This is a genomic window from Paenibacillus xylanexedens (assembly GCF_017874615.1).
Taxonomy (GTDB): Bacteria; Bacillota; Bacilli; order Paenibacillales; family Paenibacillaceae; genus Paenibacillus; species Paenibacillus xylanexedens.
Map to the genome: position 1 here is coordinate 86,649 of NZ_JAGIKV010000013.1, position 17,136 is coordinate 103,784.

The 17,136-nt window shown below is 46.8% G+C and carries 13 protein-coding genes and 1 other annotated feature; of the genes, 2 read left to right on the forward strand and 11 right to left on the reverse strand.

The window, feature by feature from the left end; translation table 11 throughout:
* Positions 1–25 precede the first annotated feature (25 nt).
* A complete protein-coding gene (locus tag J2Z28_RS17710) occupies positions 26–640 on the reverse strand; it encodes a genetic competence negative regulator (protein ID WP_017687675.1) in 615 nt (204 codons plus the stop codon).
* Between the two features lie 187 nt (positions 641–827).
* Entirely contained in the window at positions 828–1,181 is a 354-nt protein-coding gene (locus tag J2Z28_RS17715) for a hypothetical protein (RefSeq protein WP_211083495.1), read from the reverse strand.
* Between the two features lie 94 nt (positions 1,182–1,275).
* On the opposite strand from J2Z28_RS17715, the gene J2Z28_RS17720 reads away from it, so the two are divergent.
* Positions 1,276–2,172 (forward strand): polysaccharide deacetylase family protein, encoded by an 897-nt coding sequence (locus tag J2Z28_RS17720; RefSeq protein ID WP_211083496.1) that lies wholly within the window; start codon positions 1,276–1,278, stop codon positions 2,170–2,172.
* A 45-nt stretch (positions 2,173–2,217) separates the two neighbouring features.
* Here J2Z28_RS17720 and J2Z28_RS17725 read toward each other — a convergent pair whose 3' ends face one another.
* Genes J2Z28_RS17725 through J2Z28_RS17735 form a run of 3 tightly spaced genes read right to left on the reverse strand, consistent with a single transcriptional unit; the run spans position 2,218 to position 4,087 of the window.
* Positions 2,218–3,015, reverse strand: coding sequence for a metallophosphoesterase (locus J2Z28_RS17725; RefSeq protein WP_211083497.1), 798 nt, complete (start codon positions 3,013–3,015; stop codon positions 2,218–2,220).
* Positions 3,016–3,044: 29 nt separating this feature from the next.
* A complete protein-coding gene (locus tag J2Z28_RS17730) occupies positions 3,045–3,497 on the reverse strand; it encodes a hypothetical protein (protein ID WP_017687671.1) in 453 nt (150 codons plus the stop codon).
* The gene (locus J2Z28_RS17735; protein ID WP_017687670.1) at positions 3,494–4,087 is read right to left on the reverse strand and encodes a CPBP family intramembrane glutamic endopeptidase; all 594 of its coding nucleotides are present in this window, start codon (positions 4,085–4,087) and stop codon (positions 3,494–3,496) included. The genes J2Z28_RS17730 and J2Z28_RS17735 overlap by 4 nt, the downstream gene beginning before the upstream one ends.
* A 335-nt stretch (positions 4,088–4,422) precedes the next feature.
* Positions 4,423–4,653, forward strand: a binding site (T-box leader).
* Between the two features lie 199 nt (positions 4,654–4,852).
* On the opposite strand from J2Z28_RS17735, the gene serA reads away from it, so the two are divergent.
* Positions 4,853–6,448 (forward strand): phosphoglycerate dehydrogenase, encoded by a 1,596-nt coding sequence (gene serA, locus J2Z28_RS17740; protein WP_047843574.1) that lies wholly within the window; start codon positions 4,853–4,855, stop codon positions 6,446–6,448.
* Between the two features lie 196 nt (positions 6,449–6,644).
* Here serA and J2Z28_RS31500 read toward each other — a convergent pair whose 3' ends face one another.
* The 6 genes from J2Z28_RS31500 to J2Z28_RS17770 all read right to left on the reverse strand — a co-directional run bounded on the left by J2Z28_RS31500 (position 6,645) and on the right by J2Z28_RS17770 (position 17,004).
* Positions 6,645–11,027: a BclA C-terminal domain-containing protein gene (locus J2Z28_RS31500; RefSeq protein WP_211083498.1), complete on the reverse strand. Its 4,383-nt coding sequence runs from the start codon at positions 11,025–11,027 to the stop codon at positions 6,645–6,647.
* Between the two features lie 194 nt (positions 11,028–11,221).
* Positions 11,222–12,619, reverse strand: coding sequence for an ATP-binding protein (locus J2Z28_RS17750; RefSeq protein WP_253501426.1), 1,398 nt, complete (start codon positions 12,617–12,619; stop codon positions 11,222–11,224).
* A gap of 55 nt (positions 12,620–12,674) precedes the next feature.
* On the reverse strand, positions 12,675–13,391 hold the full coding sequence (locus tag J2Z28_RS17755) for a response regulator transcription factor (RefSeq protein ID WP_036607918.1): 717 nt from the start codon (positions 13,389–13,391) through the stop codon (positions 12,675–12,677).
* Positions 13,392–13,529: 138 nt separating this feature from the next.
* A complete protein-coding gene (gene ccsA / locus J2Z28_RS17760) occupies positions 13,530–14,792 on the reverse strand; it encodes a cytochrome c biogenesis protein CcsA (protein WP_211083499.1) in 1,263 nt (420 codons plus the stop codon).
* Complete coding sequence (resB, locus tag J2Z28_RS17765) at positions 14,789–16,462, reverse strand: cytochrome c biogenesis protein ResB (protein WP_211083500.1); 1,674 nt, start codon at positions 16,460–16,462, stop codon at positions 14,789–14,791. The genes ccsA and resB overlap by 4 nt, the downstream gene beginning before the upstream one ends.
* Before the next feature lie 14 nt (positions 16,463–16,476).
* Positions 16,477–17,004 carry a redoxin family protein gene (locus J2Z28_RS17770; protein ID WP_017687661.1) on the reverse strand — a complete coding sequence of 176 codons (528 nt, stop codon included), beginning with the start codon at positions 17,002–17,004 and terminating at the stop codon, positions 16,477–16,479.
* Positions 17,005–17,136: the final 132 nt, after the last annotated feature.

Sequence of the window (17,136 nt, forward strand, 5' to 3'; positions counted from 1 at the left end):
CTAAAGACGCGATTACAACTAGAGATTAATCCTGGCGTTTGAAGTGGGTGCAGATAACATCAATCGCTTGTGCAGGAATAACAACCTTACCATACTCTTCCATGACTGCTGGAGTAACTGAGGAGCCTTCGCCAAATTCAGCAAGCAAGGCAATCAATGCCGCATGTTTGGTGGAATCTACCTCATCTGGCTCCAAATGCAAGAACCACTTGTCTTTATAAGAATAAAGTCTCCCAGCATCCGTAACATGCTGACGCAACATATGTGCAGCTTCAATGAGCACTTCAAAGTCCTTGAATGCATAAACAATGGAATCGCTTTGCTCGAGTGTAACTTCCATTTCATATACTTCTTCAGGAAGATCATCTTCATGACCTAAACCATATTGTTGCGGATCATATTTTCCACGTGTGACAATGACAACCATCCCTTGAGCGGGAAGTGCGAATACTTCGACAGCGAGTGGACCTGTGGCATCAAATCCAAGTTCGGAATAGGCCTGATCCATCATTTCAGTGAACAGTTCATGAACCTTAGGTATTTCCTGCCACATATCTTCTTTTTGTATTCCGCGCTCGCTCAGATCGTCAAAGGTCAGGAAAATCCGTATCTTATCGTGACTTAGTCGTTCTATTTTCATACAGGATCTCCCCTTTATAAGCAAGTCTTATAACAGATTATGAAGCACAAAACAATATGTGCTGAAAATAAATCTATGTAGTTATGTTATCATTTTATACCTCTAAATGCACGAAGTAAAATCGACAAAAAAAGAATCATTCCACAGCAAATCAAGACTGTGGATGATTCTAATTGGAGGTTTTGGTTTATAAACCCGGTACTGTTGTGTTTGTTTGGCTTAAAATTTGCTCAACTTCTTGCTTCACATCCGGATTGGTGCGAATAAAATCTTTGAGCATGCTCATATTCGCTTCTTTTTCCTGCGGTGTGATTGCTCTTGCGCTCTTTGCTGCCGGATTTTTGTGGGATTCATCATGTTGATTTTGCTTACTTGTGAACCCGTCCATACCCGGGAAAGTCATTTCCATCATCTTATGTTTTGCCTGATCCATCATATTTCTTGATGAACCCGATGACATCATGGGCAATTTGCCTTTGGACAGCCATGAACTGGCTGCAACACCAATGAAAATGCCCAAAAAAAAGGATGAAGCCTTCATTACACCAACCTCCTTCAAGTGTTAAAATCATATTTAGTGTTTGCGGTAGTGAGCGATCTCATTCCGTATAAATACAGGAAAGCGAGTTGAAATCATGTTTAGACATACCGCCGCATTGATCATTGCTGCAAGTTTGCTGTTGTCAGCTTGTGGGACAGCGGAAGAAAAAACATCTGATAATTCCACACCAGCGGGCGAATCAACTACCAAGGTTCAAGAAGAGCAAGGTAACTCTAACCCAACTGAAACAGGAGAACCCGGAACTGGTGTGCCCGAGCCTTCAACGGAAGATTCAACTGTGACAGAAGAAGAACCTGAATCTTCGGAGAAGGTTTCTACAGAAGAGAAAGTGGAAAAGACGTATCATATGAATGAAAATTATTATATTAAACCAAACGATGAAGCGAGCCCAAGCAAAGTGGTCTTGTTAACTTTTGATGATGGACCCAAAGAAGAAAAAATGATTACTTCACTGATCGACACTTTAGATAAACATAACGCTAAAGCGATATTTTTCGTCAATGGATATCGGGTGAAAAGCCATCCGGAATTGCTCAAACTCATACATGAACGGGGTCAGATTGTAGGCAATCATGCCTGGGATCATGAGGATCTCAAAAAAATGTCCAACGCTGAGGCGGCAAAACAGGTTACAGATGTCCAAAAAATAGTGAAGGATACCATTGGTGAGGAACCGCAATTCTTCCGTCCACCTTTTGGTTCGGGAAATGATGCACTGAAGTCTGCTGTGAAGAAAAATGGCATGTTATATATGACTTGGTCTAATGGTTCGCTCGATTGGGATAAAAGCACCAAAGACAAACCGGAAAAAGTCATTCAAAATGTACTGGACCAGTTAAATCCCGGAAGCAATATTTTGATGCACGAGTTGCCATGGACGGTTGAAGCATTGGATGAGTTGCTGACCAAGCTCGAAAAGAAAGGTTATTCCTTTGTTGATCCGCGTGCAATTGAATTGGAAGCTCGTTAAATTGTAATTTTGCGCATTAAAATAAAACAGCCTTGATCGATTGGATCAAGGCTGTTTCTCTGTGAGTGCTTTTTCCGCGGGCACTCTTAACGTGATGATATGCATCTCCGCTGGACAACCTAGTCGGAGAGGAAAATGATTCGTACCGTATCCTCTGCTAACAAGCATTTTGCCTTCTTGGTGAACGTCCTCCGGACTTCGCTTCAGGGAGTACCACCCGTTCGATACGGGACGATACGCTTTGCTCAGGAACACAGGTCCGAAAAATGGTAAAACCAATTGTCCGCCATGTGTATGACCGCTCAAAATAAGATCTGCATTTTCTTCCAATCGAAGGGCCTGCAAAGGATCATGAACGATAGCAATTTTGCAAAAACGGTTACCGATCTGCTGTAGTAATACATCGCCCTGTTTGGAACGATAGTCTATGCCGATCAGGCTCAATCTGTCGTTGCCCCTTTGCAGATATTCCACATTATCCTGCAGGAGCTTAACGTCCGATTCCCGAAGGATTCGCGCAAGTTGAGCGGTACCAGCCCTCTTGTCATGGTTGCCATACACCGTAAATGAAGGAGCAATGTTCGATAAAATTTTCATGTTATGTCTAACTAGAGACCATGAGATTCCTTTTTCCGCAACATCCCCGCCGATGAGAACCCAGTCCACCTTGGATTTAACGTTTGCCAGATCCTTCTGCTTCAGCTTGCGCTTGTGCGTGTCGGATACATACAAAATCATAGCCCCGTCAAAGGATGTTGGCAGATGAGGCACTTCAACCTCTTCTTCAATCATTTGATGAACGTGGGCTTCACGCCACATATGAAAAACTAGTAATACTCCCATCAAAATGATTAAACCTGCGAGTAAAAGCATTACCACGGCAAGGGAAGGAACGTATTCAGAGCAGGTGCCCCTTCAACCCCCCACCAAACCAGACTAATCGTTAACATGACAAAAATAAAAATGAGTGAATTCACAAACCTCTTGCTCAATTTTAACCGACGTGAAGGATGTAATTCTGTCCGTGTAGGAAGCGAACCCGCTTCGGGGATCGATTCTTCCGTTGAATTTGGCGTTTTTTTGGAGCGTGATGGTGCCCTTTGAGGAAGTACTGGACTTTCCAGTTTTTCTGTATAGGGCTTGCGCTGTGATCTAGGTAAAGAAACGGAAGTAATTGGTGTGATTCCGCCAACCTCAGCAGCTGCTGCCGTTTCAGCAACGATGCTTACTTGAGAAGCCACCTGACGCTCGGATTTCTCTTTTTTATCCGATTGACGATGGCGCTGACTGCCATATGTCTTCATTCTACTTAATGGCTGATTCATGATCCCCTCCGAAAACGTATCGCTAATCCGGACACCAAATCAATAATAAAGTGACATAATATAGGCGCCCATAATGTGCCGGACTGCAAGTAAATCCAACCCAATCCATAACTTGAGATAAACACCCAGCCTGTTGGAATCCAGTGGCGCAAATAACGAATATGGATAACTGCAAATAAAATACTTGTCCAGTAAGGACCGATGGCATGTTGGATGGCTCCACGGAATAATAATTCCTCACACACAGCAACAATGGCTGCTATACATACAATGTGCCAGATCGGACGCCCACGGAACAGCATCTCGTTAATTCCACCGTCGTCCATGCTTTCCTGAGGTATAACATACGACAGTACCAAGTCCATAACAAGCATTATTCCTGCAAGACCAAGACCCCACCATATAAATTGGTAATTGTCAGGCCATGCGAGTACATCTAACAAGTTTCGTTTCTGCAATAAGATCCACACAACTCCGATAATCAGTGTCAGACCTTGTGTAAAGTATAGATTGATTAAAAGCAAACGCTCGGTAAGCTGCTGTGGCTCAGCCTTCTGAATCTTGAACTTGGGAAACTTGAATTTTTTCATCGGATGCGTCTGTCCTCTTGAGTTAAATTTGATGGATAACAATTACGTTGTCCAATCGGATAGTATACTAAATGATAGCCAAAAAACCAATTAGGTTCAAGGCCTGCCCCAAGTCCTGGTTATATGTCCGTGCCATTACTTCATTAAAGCAGTAAAATTCAGTTCACCAAACAGCTTACTTTCCATCTTCTTGTGGCAGGTATATTAACTATTGTATTACTTATGGTGACTCTGTTTATGTGTGAATCTAAAGACATCTGCAAAACAATTTAAAACATTTAAGCCTATTGACATGCTCATGTCAGCCATGATACATTATGAAAAAATTAGTCACGTTAAACACGATGATGGAAAAAAGACGTTGCTTCGTCTTACAGAGAGCCGATGGTAGGTGTGAATCGGTGGCAGGCAAATGGTCTTGAGCGCTCCTGAGTTATTGCATTGAAATTGGAGTAGGTGCAATCGGTTTAGACCCGTTATCCTCTTCGGTCTTCATTGACCGCTAAGACTGTCGTTGCGAAACGGCGGTGAATTAGGGTGGTACCACGACAACTCTCGTCCCTTATTGCGCAAGCAGTATGTGGATTGAGAGTTTTTTGATTTATTTTAAAGGATATCTGTGGGATCACTCTATTTCTTTCACCTTCCCCCTCTGTTGCGACACCGCGTTGTTGGGCGGAAGAATCAACCTGGTTTTAAGGATTACCTCTTCGCTGAGGTCAGACCTTGACGATATAGATACACATACCTAAGGAGGAAGAAACCATGTACAAAGTGTTAGTGTCGGACCCAATCAGTGATCTGGGGATCCAGCAACTGGTGGATGCAAATGATGTTGTTGTTGAGAAGAAAACCGGTCTTAGTGAAGATGAACTTGTTGCCATTATTGGTGATTATGATGCCCTCTTGGTTCGCAGCCAGACTCGTGTTACTGATCGTATTATGACGGCTGGTACCAACCTTAAGGTGATCGGACGTGCAGGTGTTGGTGTAGATAACATTGATCTGGAAGCTGCTACACAGCGCGGTATCATTGTTATTAATGCACCTGATGGCAATACCATCACAACCTGTGAGCACACGTTTGCCATGATGATGGCATTGGCACGACACATTCCTCAGGCATACGCCAAAACAATTCAGGGTACGTGGGATCGTAAAACCTTCCTGGGTGTGGAATTAAGAAATAAAACGCTCGGTGTACTGGGTATGGGACGGATCGGTAGTGAAGTTGCCAAGCGCGCCAAAGCATTCGGAATGGACATTCTTGCTTACGACCCGTTCCTCACGGAAGAGCGTGCCGAGAAGCTGCAAGTGAAACTTGCTAGTGTAGATGATATCATTCGCAATGCGGACTTCATGACCGTTCATACGCCATTAACACCGGAAACACGGCATATGATTTCACGTCCACAATTCGAAGTGATGAAAAAAGGCATGCGTATCATCAACTGTGCCCGTGGTGGTGTAGTTGACGAGATGGCACTTGTGGAAGCCATTGATCAAGGTATTGTTGCTGGTGCAGCATTTGACGTATTCGAAAGCGAGCCGCCAGCCGCTGATCACCCGTTCCTGAATCACCCAAGCATTATCGTTACACCTCACCTTGGTGCGTCCACAGTAGAAGCACAAGAGAACGTGGCTATCGATGTGTCGGAACAGGTGCTTCACATTTTGCGTAATGAACCGTTTAAAAACGCAGTTAACATGCCGGCTGTTGCACCAACTGTGATGAACAAATTGCAGCCGTATTTCAAACTGGGTGAAACGTTGGGTAGTTTTGCAGCACAGATTACACAAAATGCAGTGCAGGAGATTCGGATCGACTATGCTGGTGAACTTTCTGAAGTAGATACTTCTCCTCTCACACGTTACATTGTGAAGGGTATTCTCGCCAGACATTTGGGTGGGGAAGCCAACATTGTCAACTCCATGCATCTGGCCAAAATCCGTGATCTGAATGTGGTTGTAAGCCAAACCTCAACAACTAAAGGATTTACTAACCTGATTACCGTAACATTGGTTACGACTCAGGATGCTGAGGAACGCCGTGTAGCAGGTACATTGCTTGCAGGTTATGGAGAACGTATTGTTCGTCTGGACAAATTCCCGGTAGATATCGCTCCAGAAAGTCATCAAATTTTGATCTCCCACAACGATAAACCAGGTATTATCGGACGTGTAGGAACCCTACTTGGACAAAATGATGTCAACATCGCATCCATGCAGGTTGGACGTAAAATTATTGGTGGTGCAGCGATCATGATTCTGACCGTAGATAAAGCTGTTCCAAAAGATGTGCTTGTGCAGCTTGCTGCGCTGCCTGAAATCAATACTGCTGTTGAAATCGTTCTGGAATAATCAAACATATTTTCAAATGTATAAGGAGAGACGGGGCCCTAGTGGTCCCGTCTTTTTTTCGTGTACTCGCTGAAATATCGGTGATGAAGTTTGCAAACAAAATATTTTTGGAATTGGAAAAGGGGTGCCCATCACCCCCCATATGAACTCCGCTTCTTTTGGTCAATGGAAATAGTCTTAATACGTAATCGAACTATTAACTTAACTGAATAATGTTTAGTGTAGACCCCGGAGGAGACAGAACGGCTGCGCCAACGAGCCCGAATAATTGTAACTGTATTGTAGAACCAGCGGTAACGGTAACCATAAAGTCAGACTGCAGCTGACTGAGAGAAAGTACTGGAGATACTACACTCGCTGGAATAGCTGTACCGTTAAGTAAAACCCGAGATTGGATAGCAAGTGCAGCTGTCAGATTTATTTTGTATGAGATATAGTAACGACCTGCATTAGTCAGCGTGAAGGTGTCATTTGTCCCATTGACGGTTATACCTGTGCCAATATTTTGGTTATTCGGTAATGGAACGAGTGTACCACCCAATATTACAACAATCGTACCATTAGTGTTCTCAGCAAAAGCCGAATTAGATGTTACAGATGTTCCGGTTGCACCTGTTGCTCCGGTAACTCCTGTACTTCCGGTTACGCCGACTCCCGTGGCTCCGGTTGTACCTGTGGCTCCTGTTCCCCCAGTCGCACCAGTTGCTCCGGTACTTCCTGTTATGCCAACTCCCGTGGCTCCGGTTGTACCTGTGGCTCCTGTTCCCCCAGTCGCACCAGTTGCTCCAGTACTTCCCGTTACGCCAACTCCCGTGGCTCCCGTTATACCTGTAACTCCTGTTCCCCCAGTCGCACCAGTAACTCCGGTACTTCCCGTTACGCCGACTCCCGTGGCTCCGGTTGTACCTGTGGCTCCTGTTCCCCCAGTCGCACCAGTTGCTCCGGTACTTCCTGTTATGCCAACTCCCGTGGCTCCTGTTATACCTGTGATTCCTGTTTCCCCTGTGACACCAGTAACTCCGGTACTTCCTGTTATGCCAACTCCCGTGGCTCCTGTTATACCTGTGATTCCTGTTTCCCCTGTGACACCAGTAACTCCGGTACTTCCTGTTATGCCAACTCCCGTGGCTCCGGTTGTGCCTGTGGCTCCGGTTCCCCCAGTCGCACCAGTTGCTCCGGTACTTCCTGTTATGCCAACTCCCGTGGCTCCGGTTGTGCCTGTGGCTCCTGTACCCCCAATCGCGCCAGTAACTCCGGTACTTCCCGTTACGCCGACTCCCGTGGCTCCGGTTATACCTGTAACTCCTGTTTCCCCTGTAGCACCAGTTGCTCCGGTACTTCCCGTTACGCCGACTCCCGTGGCTCCGGTTATACCTGTCGCTCCGGTTCCCCCAGTGACACCAGTTACTCCAGTACTTCCTGTTATACCAACTCCCGTGGCTCCGGTTGTGCCTGTGGCTCCTGTACCCCCAGTCGCGCCAGTAACTCCGGTACTTCCCGTTACACCGACTCCCGTGGCTCCAGTTATACCTGTGGCTCCGGTTCCTCCAGTGATACCAGTTGCTCCGGTGCTTCCCGTTATGCCTACTCCCGTGGCTCCCGTTATACCTGTGATTCCTGTTTCCCCTGTGACACCAGTAACTCCTGTAATTCCAGTCGCCCCAGTCAACCCTGCAACACCAGTCGCTCCTGTTTCACCAGTTGCTCCGGTACCTCCCGTTACACCGACTCCCGTGGCTCCTGTTTCACCAGTGATACCAGTTGCTCCGGTGCTTCCCGTTATACCAGTGGTTCCTGTTCCTCCAGTCGCACCAGTTGCCCCGGTGCTCCCCGTTATGCCCACTCCCGTGGCTCCGGTTATACCTGTGGCTCCGGTTCCCCCTGTGACACCAGTAACTCCTGTAATTCCAGTCGCCCCAGTCAACCCTACAACACCGGTCGCTCCTGTTTCACCAGTCGTACCAGTTGCTCCGGTACTTCCTGTTATGCCGACTCCCGTGGCTCCGGTTATACCTGTCGCTCCGGTTCCTCCAGTCGCACCAGTTGCTCCGGTTTCCCCTGTGACACCAGTTGCCCCGGTACTTCCCGTTACGCCCACTCCCGTGGCTCCGGTTTCACCAGTGATACCAGTTGCTCCGGTGCCTCCCGTTACCCCGACTCCTGTTTCACCCGTGACACCAGTTGCCCCGGTGCTTCCCGTTGCACCGGTTATACCTGTGACTCCGGTCTCCCCCGTGACACCAGTTGCTCCGGTACTTCCCGTTATGCCGACTCCCGTTGCGCCAGTCAATCCCGTTACGCCTGTTGCTCCTGTTTCCCCTGTAGCTCCAGTACTACCTGTTACACTTACTCCTGTGGCTCCTGTGATCCCCGTCGCCCCAGTCAACCCTGCAACACCAGTCGCTCCTGTTTCACCAGTTGCCCCTGTTCCTCCGGTTACTCCTGTTGATCCCGTTACGCTTAGTCCCGTGGCTCCTGTAATTCCAGTCGTCCCGGTTAACCCTGTAACACCAGTCGCTCCTGTTTCACCAGTTGCCCCTGTTCCTCCAGTTACTCCTGTTGATCCCGTTACGCTTAGTCCCGTGGCTCCTGTAATTCCCGTCGCCCCGGTTAACCCTGTAAGACCAGTCGCTCCTGTTACGCCGGATGCTCCGGTACTTCCTGTCACTCCAACGCCAGTTGCACCGGTCACACCTGTCGCTCCTGCTCCAGCGATCAACGTGTAATCTGGTGAAGTCCCCGGCGTTCCCGTTGGTGATGCTACATTCGCAATATACGTACTGCCGTTGAACGTTACAACCTGACCCGCTGGATACGTTGGGGCTACGGCTGGATCGAATAGTACAATGCCACTTAAACCTACACCTGTCGCTCCCGTTACCCCCGATGCTCCGGTACTTCCTGTTACTCCAACGCCAGTTGCACCCGTCACACCCGTTGCTCCCGCCCCAGCGATCAACGTGTAATCTGGTGAAGTCCCCGGCGTTCCCGTTGGCGATGCCACATTTGCAATATACGTACTGCCGTTGAACGTTACAACTTGACCTGCTGGATACGTTGGGGCTACAGCTGGATCGAATGGTACGATACCACTTAAACCTACGCCTGTCGCTCCCGTTACACCTGATGCCCCTGTGACTCCGGTACTTCCGGTTACTCCAACGCCAGTTGCACCTGTAACACCCGTTGCTCCTGCGCCCGCAAGCAACGTGTAATCTGGTGAGGTGCCCGGCGTTCCCGTTGGTGATGCGACATTAGTTATATACGTACTACCGTTAAACGTTACTACCTGACCCGATGGATACGTTGGGGCTACAGCTGGATCAAATGGCACTATGCCTGTCAATCCCGCCCCGGTTGCTCCCGTTACACCTGATGCACCTGTGGCTCCTGTAGGTCCTGCACCTGCAAGCAATGTATAGTCTGGCGAAGTACCTGGCGTACCCGTTGGCGAAGCGACATTTGTAATATAAGTACTGCCACCAAACGTGACGATCTGTCCAGCTGGATATGATGGGGCTAATGCGGGATCGAATGGCACGATGCCACTTAATCCTACACCTGTGGCTCCAGTTGCACCTGTGACCCCCGCAGCAGCAATTAATGTATAATCCGATGAAGTTCCCGGTGTTCCTAACGGACCAGCTACACTTGTAATGTAAGTGCTACCGTTATATGTGATTATCTGACCCGCAGTATAACCCGGCGCGAGTGCTGGATCAAATGGCAAGGCCCCAGTCAAACCAGCTCCGGTTGCCCCCGTTGCTCCAGTCGTTCCACCCGACAACAAAAGGGTGTAGTCTGGAGAACTTCCGGGTATACCCACAGGACCGTTTACATTGACAACATAGAGACTTCCGTTGAAACTAACGACTTGACCTTGAGCATATGTGGGCCCAAGCGCAGGGTCAAACGCCGTAATATTGTTCAAGCCAACACCAGGTGCTCCTGCCGGACCCTGCGCTCCCTGTGGGCCAACTGGCCCTACTGGACCTACTAGTCCAACTCCTCCTGCCGGTCCAGTAGCCCCTTTCACCCCAGGGACTCCTGGAACACCGGGTACCCCCGGAACTCCTGGCACTCCCTGTGGGCCAGCTGGTCCGGTAATCCCTCCAGTTCCAAGAGTTGTCGTCGCCCGACTTAGCGATATGGAGATCGATCGAATTAATCCCACAAGTTTATCTTTTTCTGCAGGAGGTACTTCCAGAAGCAGCGTCACACTTAACAAGTCATCCAGTAAGTTTTGCAAGTTACCTGCGAGATTAATAAGAGGAACAGGGACAACCTCTGAACCTGCAATCGTTAATTCCAATACGGCTTGTAATTCTGCCTTTACTCCGGCACGAAATCCGGATTGATTTACAAAAGTAAGTAACTGGCGTAATCCGTTCTGCAATGACAGTATATTGGCTAAAGTTGGCTGACTGATTGCAGCAGGAATAGCCACAGCCAAAGAACGAAGTATGGATTCAAACTGCTCCAGTTCTCTTGTGGTTATTGGAACAAACGGAGAGCCCGCTCTAAAAGATCTGCCTTCCAGAAAAGCTTTAATATTGACCCTTTTTCGATCATCGGACATGCTTAACTCAATCCTCCTCTATCTTGCTTGCTTTTCAAGCTTATGTCACATAGGAAGGAAAATTATCTTGGACACTCTTTTTAGTCAAAAAAAGACCATTCATGTTCCACGTTGAACAAGATTAAACGGTAGTCTTCAACAAAAAAACACCCTCCATAAGAGGGTGTTTTCGCACTTTTTGTATGAAATTCAGGCTATTTCGATGAATCCAAGGGAAATTGCAAAATAAACTCTGTTCCTTCGCCAAGCACACTATTGACGGTAATCATGCCTTGATGCGCATCAACAATATTTTTCACAATCGCTAAACCAAGCCCCGTACCTACACTTTCTCCTCGGACACGTGCCTTGTCTGCTTTGTAGAATCGTTCGAAAATAAATGGCAAGTCGGATGAAGGGATACCTACACCCTGATCCTTCACAGAAACTCTGACAAATGGAGCACGAAGATAAGTGACCCGCTCGGCTGAGATCATTACATTTTTGCCAGTAGGTGTATGTCTGAACGCATTATCCAGCAAATTCGTAAATACTTGCTCAAGTCGATCCTCATCTGCCTGTTGAAGTTCAATAGTTGGTTGTTCGAACTTAAATTGCAGTTGAATTCCCTGTTCTTTTGAACGCACCGAGAACTTTCGATATACACGTTCAAGTAGTTCTCCGAGGTCAACTTCCTTCATCACCATGTCCGTGTGTCCAGCTTCCATCCGGGCAAGATCAAGCAAGTCTTTAACCAGTCTGCCCATCCGAAGGGACTCATCATGAATGACCTGGATCAGTTCTTCGCTCTCTTCCGGTGAGGTTGCCATGCCGTCCAAAAGGGCTTCACTGTAGCCTTGCATCATAGATAGCGGAGTTCGTATCTCATGAGATACGTTAGCCACGAAATCACGTCGCATTTTCTCCAGACGCACTTCTTCTGTTACATCTCTTAAAACAGCCACAGCCCCTCTGACAACACTGTCAGCATACAACGGTGCCATCTGAACAGACCAGACACCTTGCTGTACGTGAACATTGGAGTTCTGGTCCCCACCTTGCTCCATCACCATTCTGAACAAAGGAAGAAGGGGCTCAGGTACATCACGCGAAGTCTTGTCAGACTGTTCGGATTCTTGTCCTTCGTCCATTTTTGCCCAATCGAGATCATACCATGCCTGCATGATCTTCTCTCCTGGCGGATTCGTCAGAATAACTTTGCCTTCACCATCAAATGTAACCACCGCATCGGTCATGCTGCGAAGCACACTCGCCAAATGTTCCTTCTCATGGTTAAGGTTTCGAATATTATCTTCCAGTTGGGCAGCCATATGATTAAATGTGTTGGCAAGTTCACCAATCTCATCACTCGTTACCAGGGAAAGACGTGTTCCGTAGTTCCCTTTGCGAATCGCATTGGCTGCCTGAATCAATTGCTGCATAGGCTGCGTTATTTTGGTGAATAGAAACAATGCAAAAAACGTGGTTAAACTGAATCCGATAATACAGATATAGGTGAACAACCGCTTAATATCTCTGGATTCGGATTCTGCAAAGTTCGTATCAATGTAGGGCAGCAAAAAAAGACCCAGCGCTATAAGTACACAACCCACAAGGCAGATAATAGTGATCCATAACTTCCCGACCAGTGATCTCCAGAAACTAAAACTACTTCGGTACTTCCAGTTTATAACCCACACCCCACACCGTCGTAATCATGGCCGCCGATTCAGGCGATACCTTGTTAAGTTTCTCGCGAAGACGCTTCACATGCGTATCCACGGTACGAAGATCGCCAAAGAATTCGTAATTCCATACATCTTTGAGCAATTCTTCTCTGGAGAAAACTTTGTCGGGAGATGTTGCCAGGTAGTGCAGCAATTCATATTCTTTTGGTGTAAGACTAATCTCTTCGCCACCAGCGGTTACCCGGTGGGCATCATGCTCAATAACCAGATGCGGGAACACGATGTTGTTACTCGAATTGCTCTCCTTGGAGAGATAAGCTGTCGCGGAAGCTCGACGCAAAATCGCTTTGACACGATAAATCACTTCACGCGGGCTGAATGGTTTTACAACATAATCATCAGCGCCAACTTCGAAGCCTTGAACCCGGTTAATCTCTTCACCTTTTGCAGTGAGCATCAAAACCGGCGTTGATTTCACCTGACGAAGACGGGTACACACTTCAACTCCATCCATACCCGGCAACATCACATCAAGCAAAATCAGCCCGTAGTCCCCTGCTGTTGCTTTACGCAGTGCGGTTTCCCCATCCTCAGCTTCATCGATTTCATAACCTTCTTTTTCAAGATACATTTTCAAAAGCCTGCGGATTCTCTCTTCGTCATCCACGACCAGTATTCGATTCTCATGTTCAGCCATGCCTCTCCAGCCCCTTTGCAATAACTCCTCATCACTTCTATTATGTTCGATCTGGCGAACAATATTTGAATACCCTTCAATAAAAAGGTACGTTTGTGTTTCCCGCTTCTAAACTCACCTTTGCAATACGAGTCTGTCCTAGTCAGCTCCAGCATAAGAATGTAATCCGGCAATGATCAGATTCACTCCAACCAGCGTAAACATAACCACCAGGAAGCCAAGAACTGCAAGCCATGCAGACTTCTGACCTTGCCAACCTCTGGATAAACGCAAATGCAGATACACACTATAATATAGCCATGTAATCAATGCCCACACCTCTTTGGGGTCCCAACCCCAAAAGCGACTCCAGGCAATCTGAGCCCAGATCATGGCAAAAATTAATGCTCCCAGCGTAAATATCGGAAAACCGATGGCAATCGCGCGATAACTTATCTCATCCAGATCATCAGCATCGATTCCATCCATCATTGGTTGTAACGCTTGTCCAAGTGGTCTGCGCACAAGAAGTCGTACAATTCCATACAGGATCAGACCTACAATAAGTGACCAAACCACCGTATTCAGCTTGCGTCCGGCATTTACCCCGTTCATCCAGGAAGGCGTCTCAAGTAAAGGTTTTTTCATGCCAAGAAACGGTGTCATGCTCTCCACTTCGCTATTATATGGTGCAAAAATCGGAGGCATGCGATAAATCACTTTCTCTATTGTACTATTTTCCTGTACCTCTGTGTCAATGCTGACCGTTTTCTGTACAAAAACCGCCTCGTAACCAGCTGTACGAAAGGCAAATACCGTTCCGATGAATCCGATGACTACAACGATCGTAACCAGGGTGAATTCAACCCATCCTCGTTGACGTCTTGAAGACTTGTCTTTACCACTGAAATCAACAGTACGGAGCAAATACATGAACCCTGCGGCAAAACCCACGGCGAAGAATGCTTCACCAAGCGCAGCCAACGTCACGTGAATTTTCAGCCAGATGGACTGAAGCGCCGGGATTAATGGCTGTACCTCCTGAGGAAATACAGCGGCATACGCCATAATAATAATGGTAAGTGGTAAGGCAAACAAACCCAGTAATGACTTGCGGTATATGGCATATACAACAATAAATGCAACCATAATCATCATGGACAGAAAAGACATGAACTCATACATGTTACTAACCGGGATATGACCTGCCCCAGCCCATCGGGTTACAAAAAATAGGATATGTGCCGCCAAGGCGACAGTCGAAGCGATGAAAGCTCTTTTACCCCAGCGATTCATATGGTCCAGAGGATCACGATTACTCCATTTTTTGCCCATGACCGCGACAGCATATAACAAGAATGCAGCACAATAGAGAAAAAAAGATACGATAAATGCGTCGCTGCTGAAATCCAATAAACTCATGCCTGATTCCCCCCGTTATCCAACGACTTCTCTTCCACTTCCAGATTCATCTGTTTCAAGACGGCCGCAATTTCACGCCTGAAGCCAAACCAGTTTTTGTTGGTATGTCCACCCAATGTGAGCTGTTTATCATCAAAACGAATCCAGATGCGGCGATGATGCCAATAAAAACCCATGACCAGACCCAACATAACAATACCGGCTCCTACCCACACAAAAGGCATTGCCTTATCCACTCTTATATTGAGATAACTTACGGACTGAATAATATCGACCTTGTCCATACTGTCTACTTCCAGCTGTAAAGGAATCTCAGCTCCAGTCAACTGTTGGTTAATCGCATCTTGTTGAAACCGTTGTTTATCAATCTGCTTCGCAAAGTACAGATATTGTATCCCCTCTTCGGGCAGATCCGGTCCCTTGATGAGAAAGAGAAAAGCAGGTGCATTAGGTGAAGGCGATTTTGATTTGGGCTGACCATTCTCATCCAATCCAAAGTCCATAAACTTTTCTTTTACCGCGAGCTTATAAGGACCTGCTTCAAATGTTCTTTGGGTATCTACCATATCGATCTTAATTGCCCCGTATACTTCACCCGTCTTTGTATTGACCAGATCAGGCGTTACGGACCGAATGGTGGGTGTTAGATCATAATCAAACTGATAGGCTTTCAGACCGTTATAATTCAATGGATGATTCACGCGTACATCATGTCTGGCTACCTCAGCTAACTGAGGTTTCTTCGAAAGATCCGAACAATCTGCTGTACATTCATACAAAACAACTTTTGTTTCGAACAGTTTTGGAACGGTCTTATTCAGGTTACGGAATTGCTCTGGTACTTCTTCCTCACTGTAGAATTCAACATTAAATTGTTCATTTTGCAGATACATCGACGTATTCGGGATCTTTTTGATCTCACCTTCAGGAAAAGCGACATGCTCGTCCAGATTCAGACCTGGAAGACCTCGTGCGAGCACCGCCAGCAAAAATATAATGAGTCCAATATGGATGACATATGGGCCCCATCGACTGAATCGCTGTTTCTCGGCGAGTAATGCATCCCCTTGGGTGTGCACACGGTATCCTTTCTTTTTCAACGGCGTAACCGCTTTCTTAATCCAGTCTTCTGGTGCCTCTTCGATGGTACCTTGGTACACCAGACGCTGTCTTGTCAAAAATTGCGTATGCTTACGTATTCTCTGTTTATTCAGTGCTTTGTAGAGCGGCAGGACGCGATCCAGACTGCATATCACCAATGATGCCCCAATCAGCACCAGCAGTAGAATAAACCACCAGGATTCGTATGTATGGGATAAACCCAACAGATAATAGATATGACCCAACTGACCGTATGTTTCTTTGTAATACACGGAAGGATCAATATTCAAGAATGTACTTTCTTGCGGATAGATTGTACCAAGCATAGAACCTACAAGCGTGAAAACAATCATATAGACGGAAATTTTAACGGAAGAAAAAAAGTTCCATATGCGGTCAATGATGTTGGGATTACTACGCTGTGAACGGCGCGCCATGCCATCATAACGCATTTCCAGCACTTCATCCGATTTAGCTTCAGACTCCAGCAGCGGTTTCCCACATGCTTCACATAGTACAGTGCCTACCGGATTCTGGTGTCCGCACTCACATTTGGTATTTTGGAACACGAATAGACCTCCTGTCAGGGCTGCTTCGCCAGTTGCGAAATTTGAGCGTCAAGTGTGTCCAAATCAAGTTGCCCGATATGAATGGTAGAGATTTTGCCCGTGTCAGATACAAAAAATGTCGTTGGCATCGGAGAGATTCCGAAATCACGAACCGAGTTTTTCTCCCGGTCAAGCATGATTGGAAACGTAACCCCAACCTGCCGCACAAAATTATCAACGGTCATCTGGTCTTCTCCAACATTAATCCCGACAAATTGTACTCCCTGGTCCTTCCATTTGTCAGCTTGTGCCTGAAGTGCAGGCATTTCTTTAACACAAGGTTCACACCATGTGCCCCAGAAATTGATCACCATCGCTTTTCCTTTGTACTCATCAGACGTATGAACTTGACCATCCAGGCCCAGCAGTTCAAAAGAAGGAGACTTGTCCCCTTCCTTTGGCTTGCCATTCGAGCCGGATACCGATGTGGTTATCGCATATCCGCCCAACACCAGGATCAATAACAAAATGACGATTTGCACCGTTCTTCTTGATTTCCCCATGTGCTGCTCCCCTTTTAAGTGACTGTAGCATTCGCATATTATTGGTCTAAGACAACTGTGAACATCCTATGAACAATTATAGCGAATTTCGTCACAAAACTGCGGCGGTTTTATGAAAATTTTGTGTCCTCA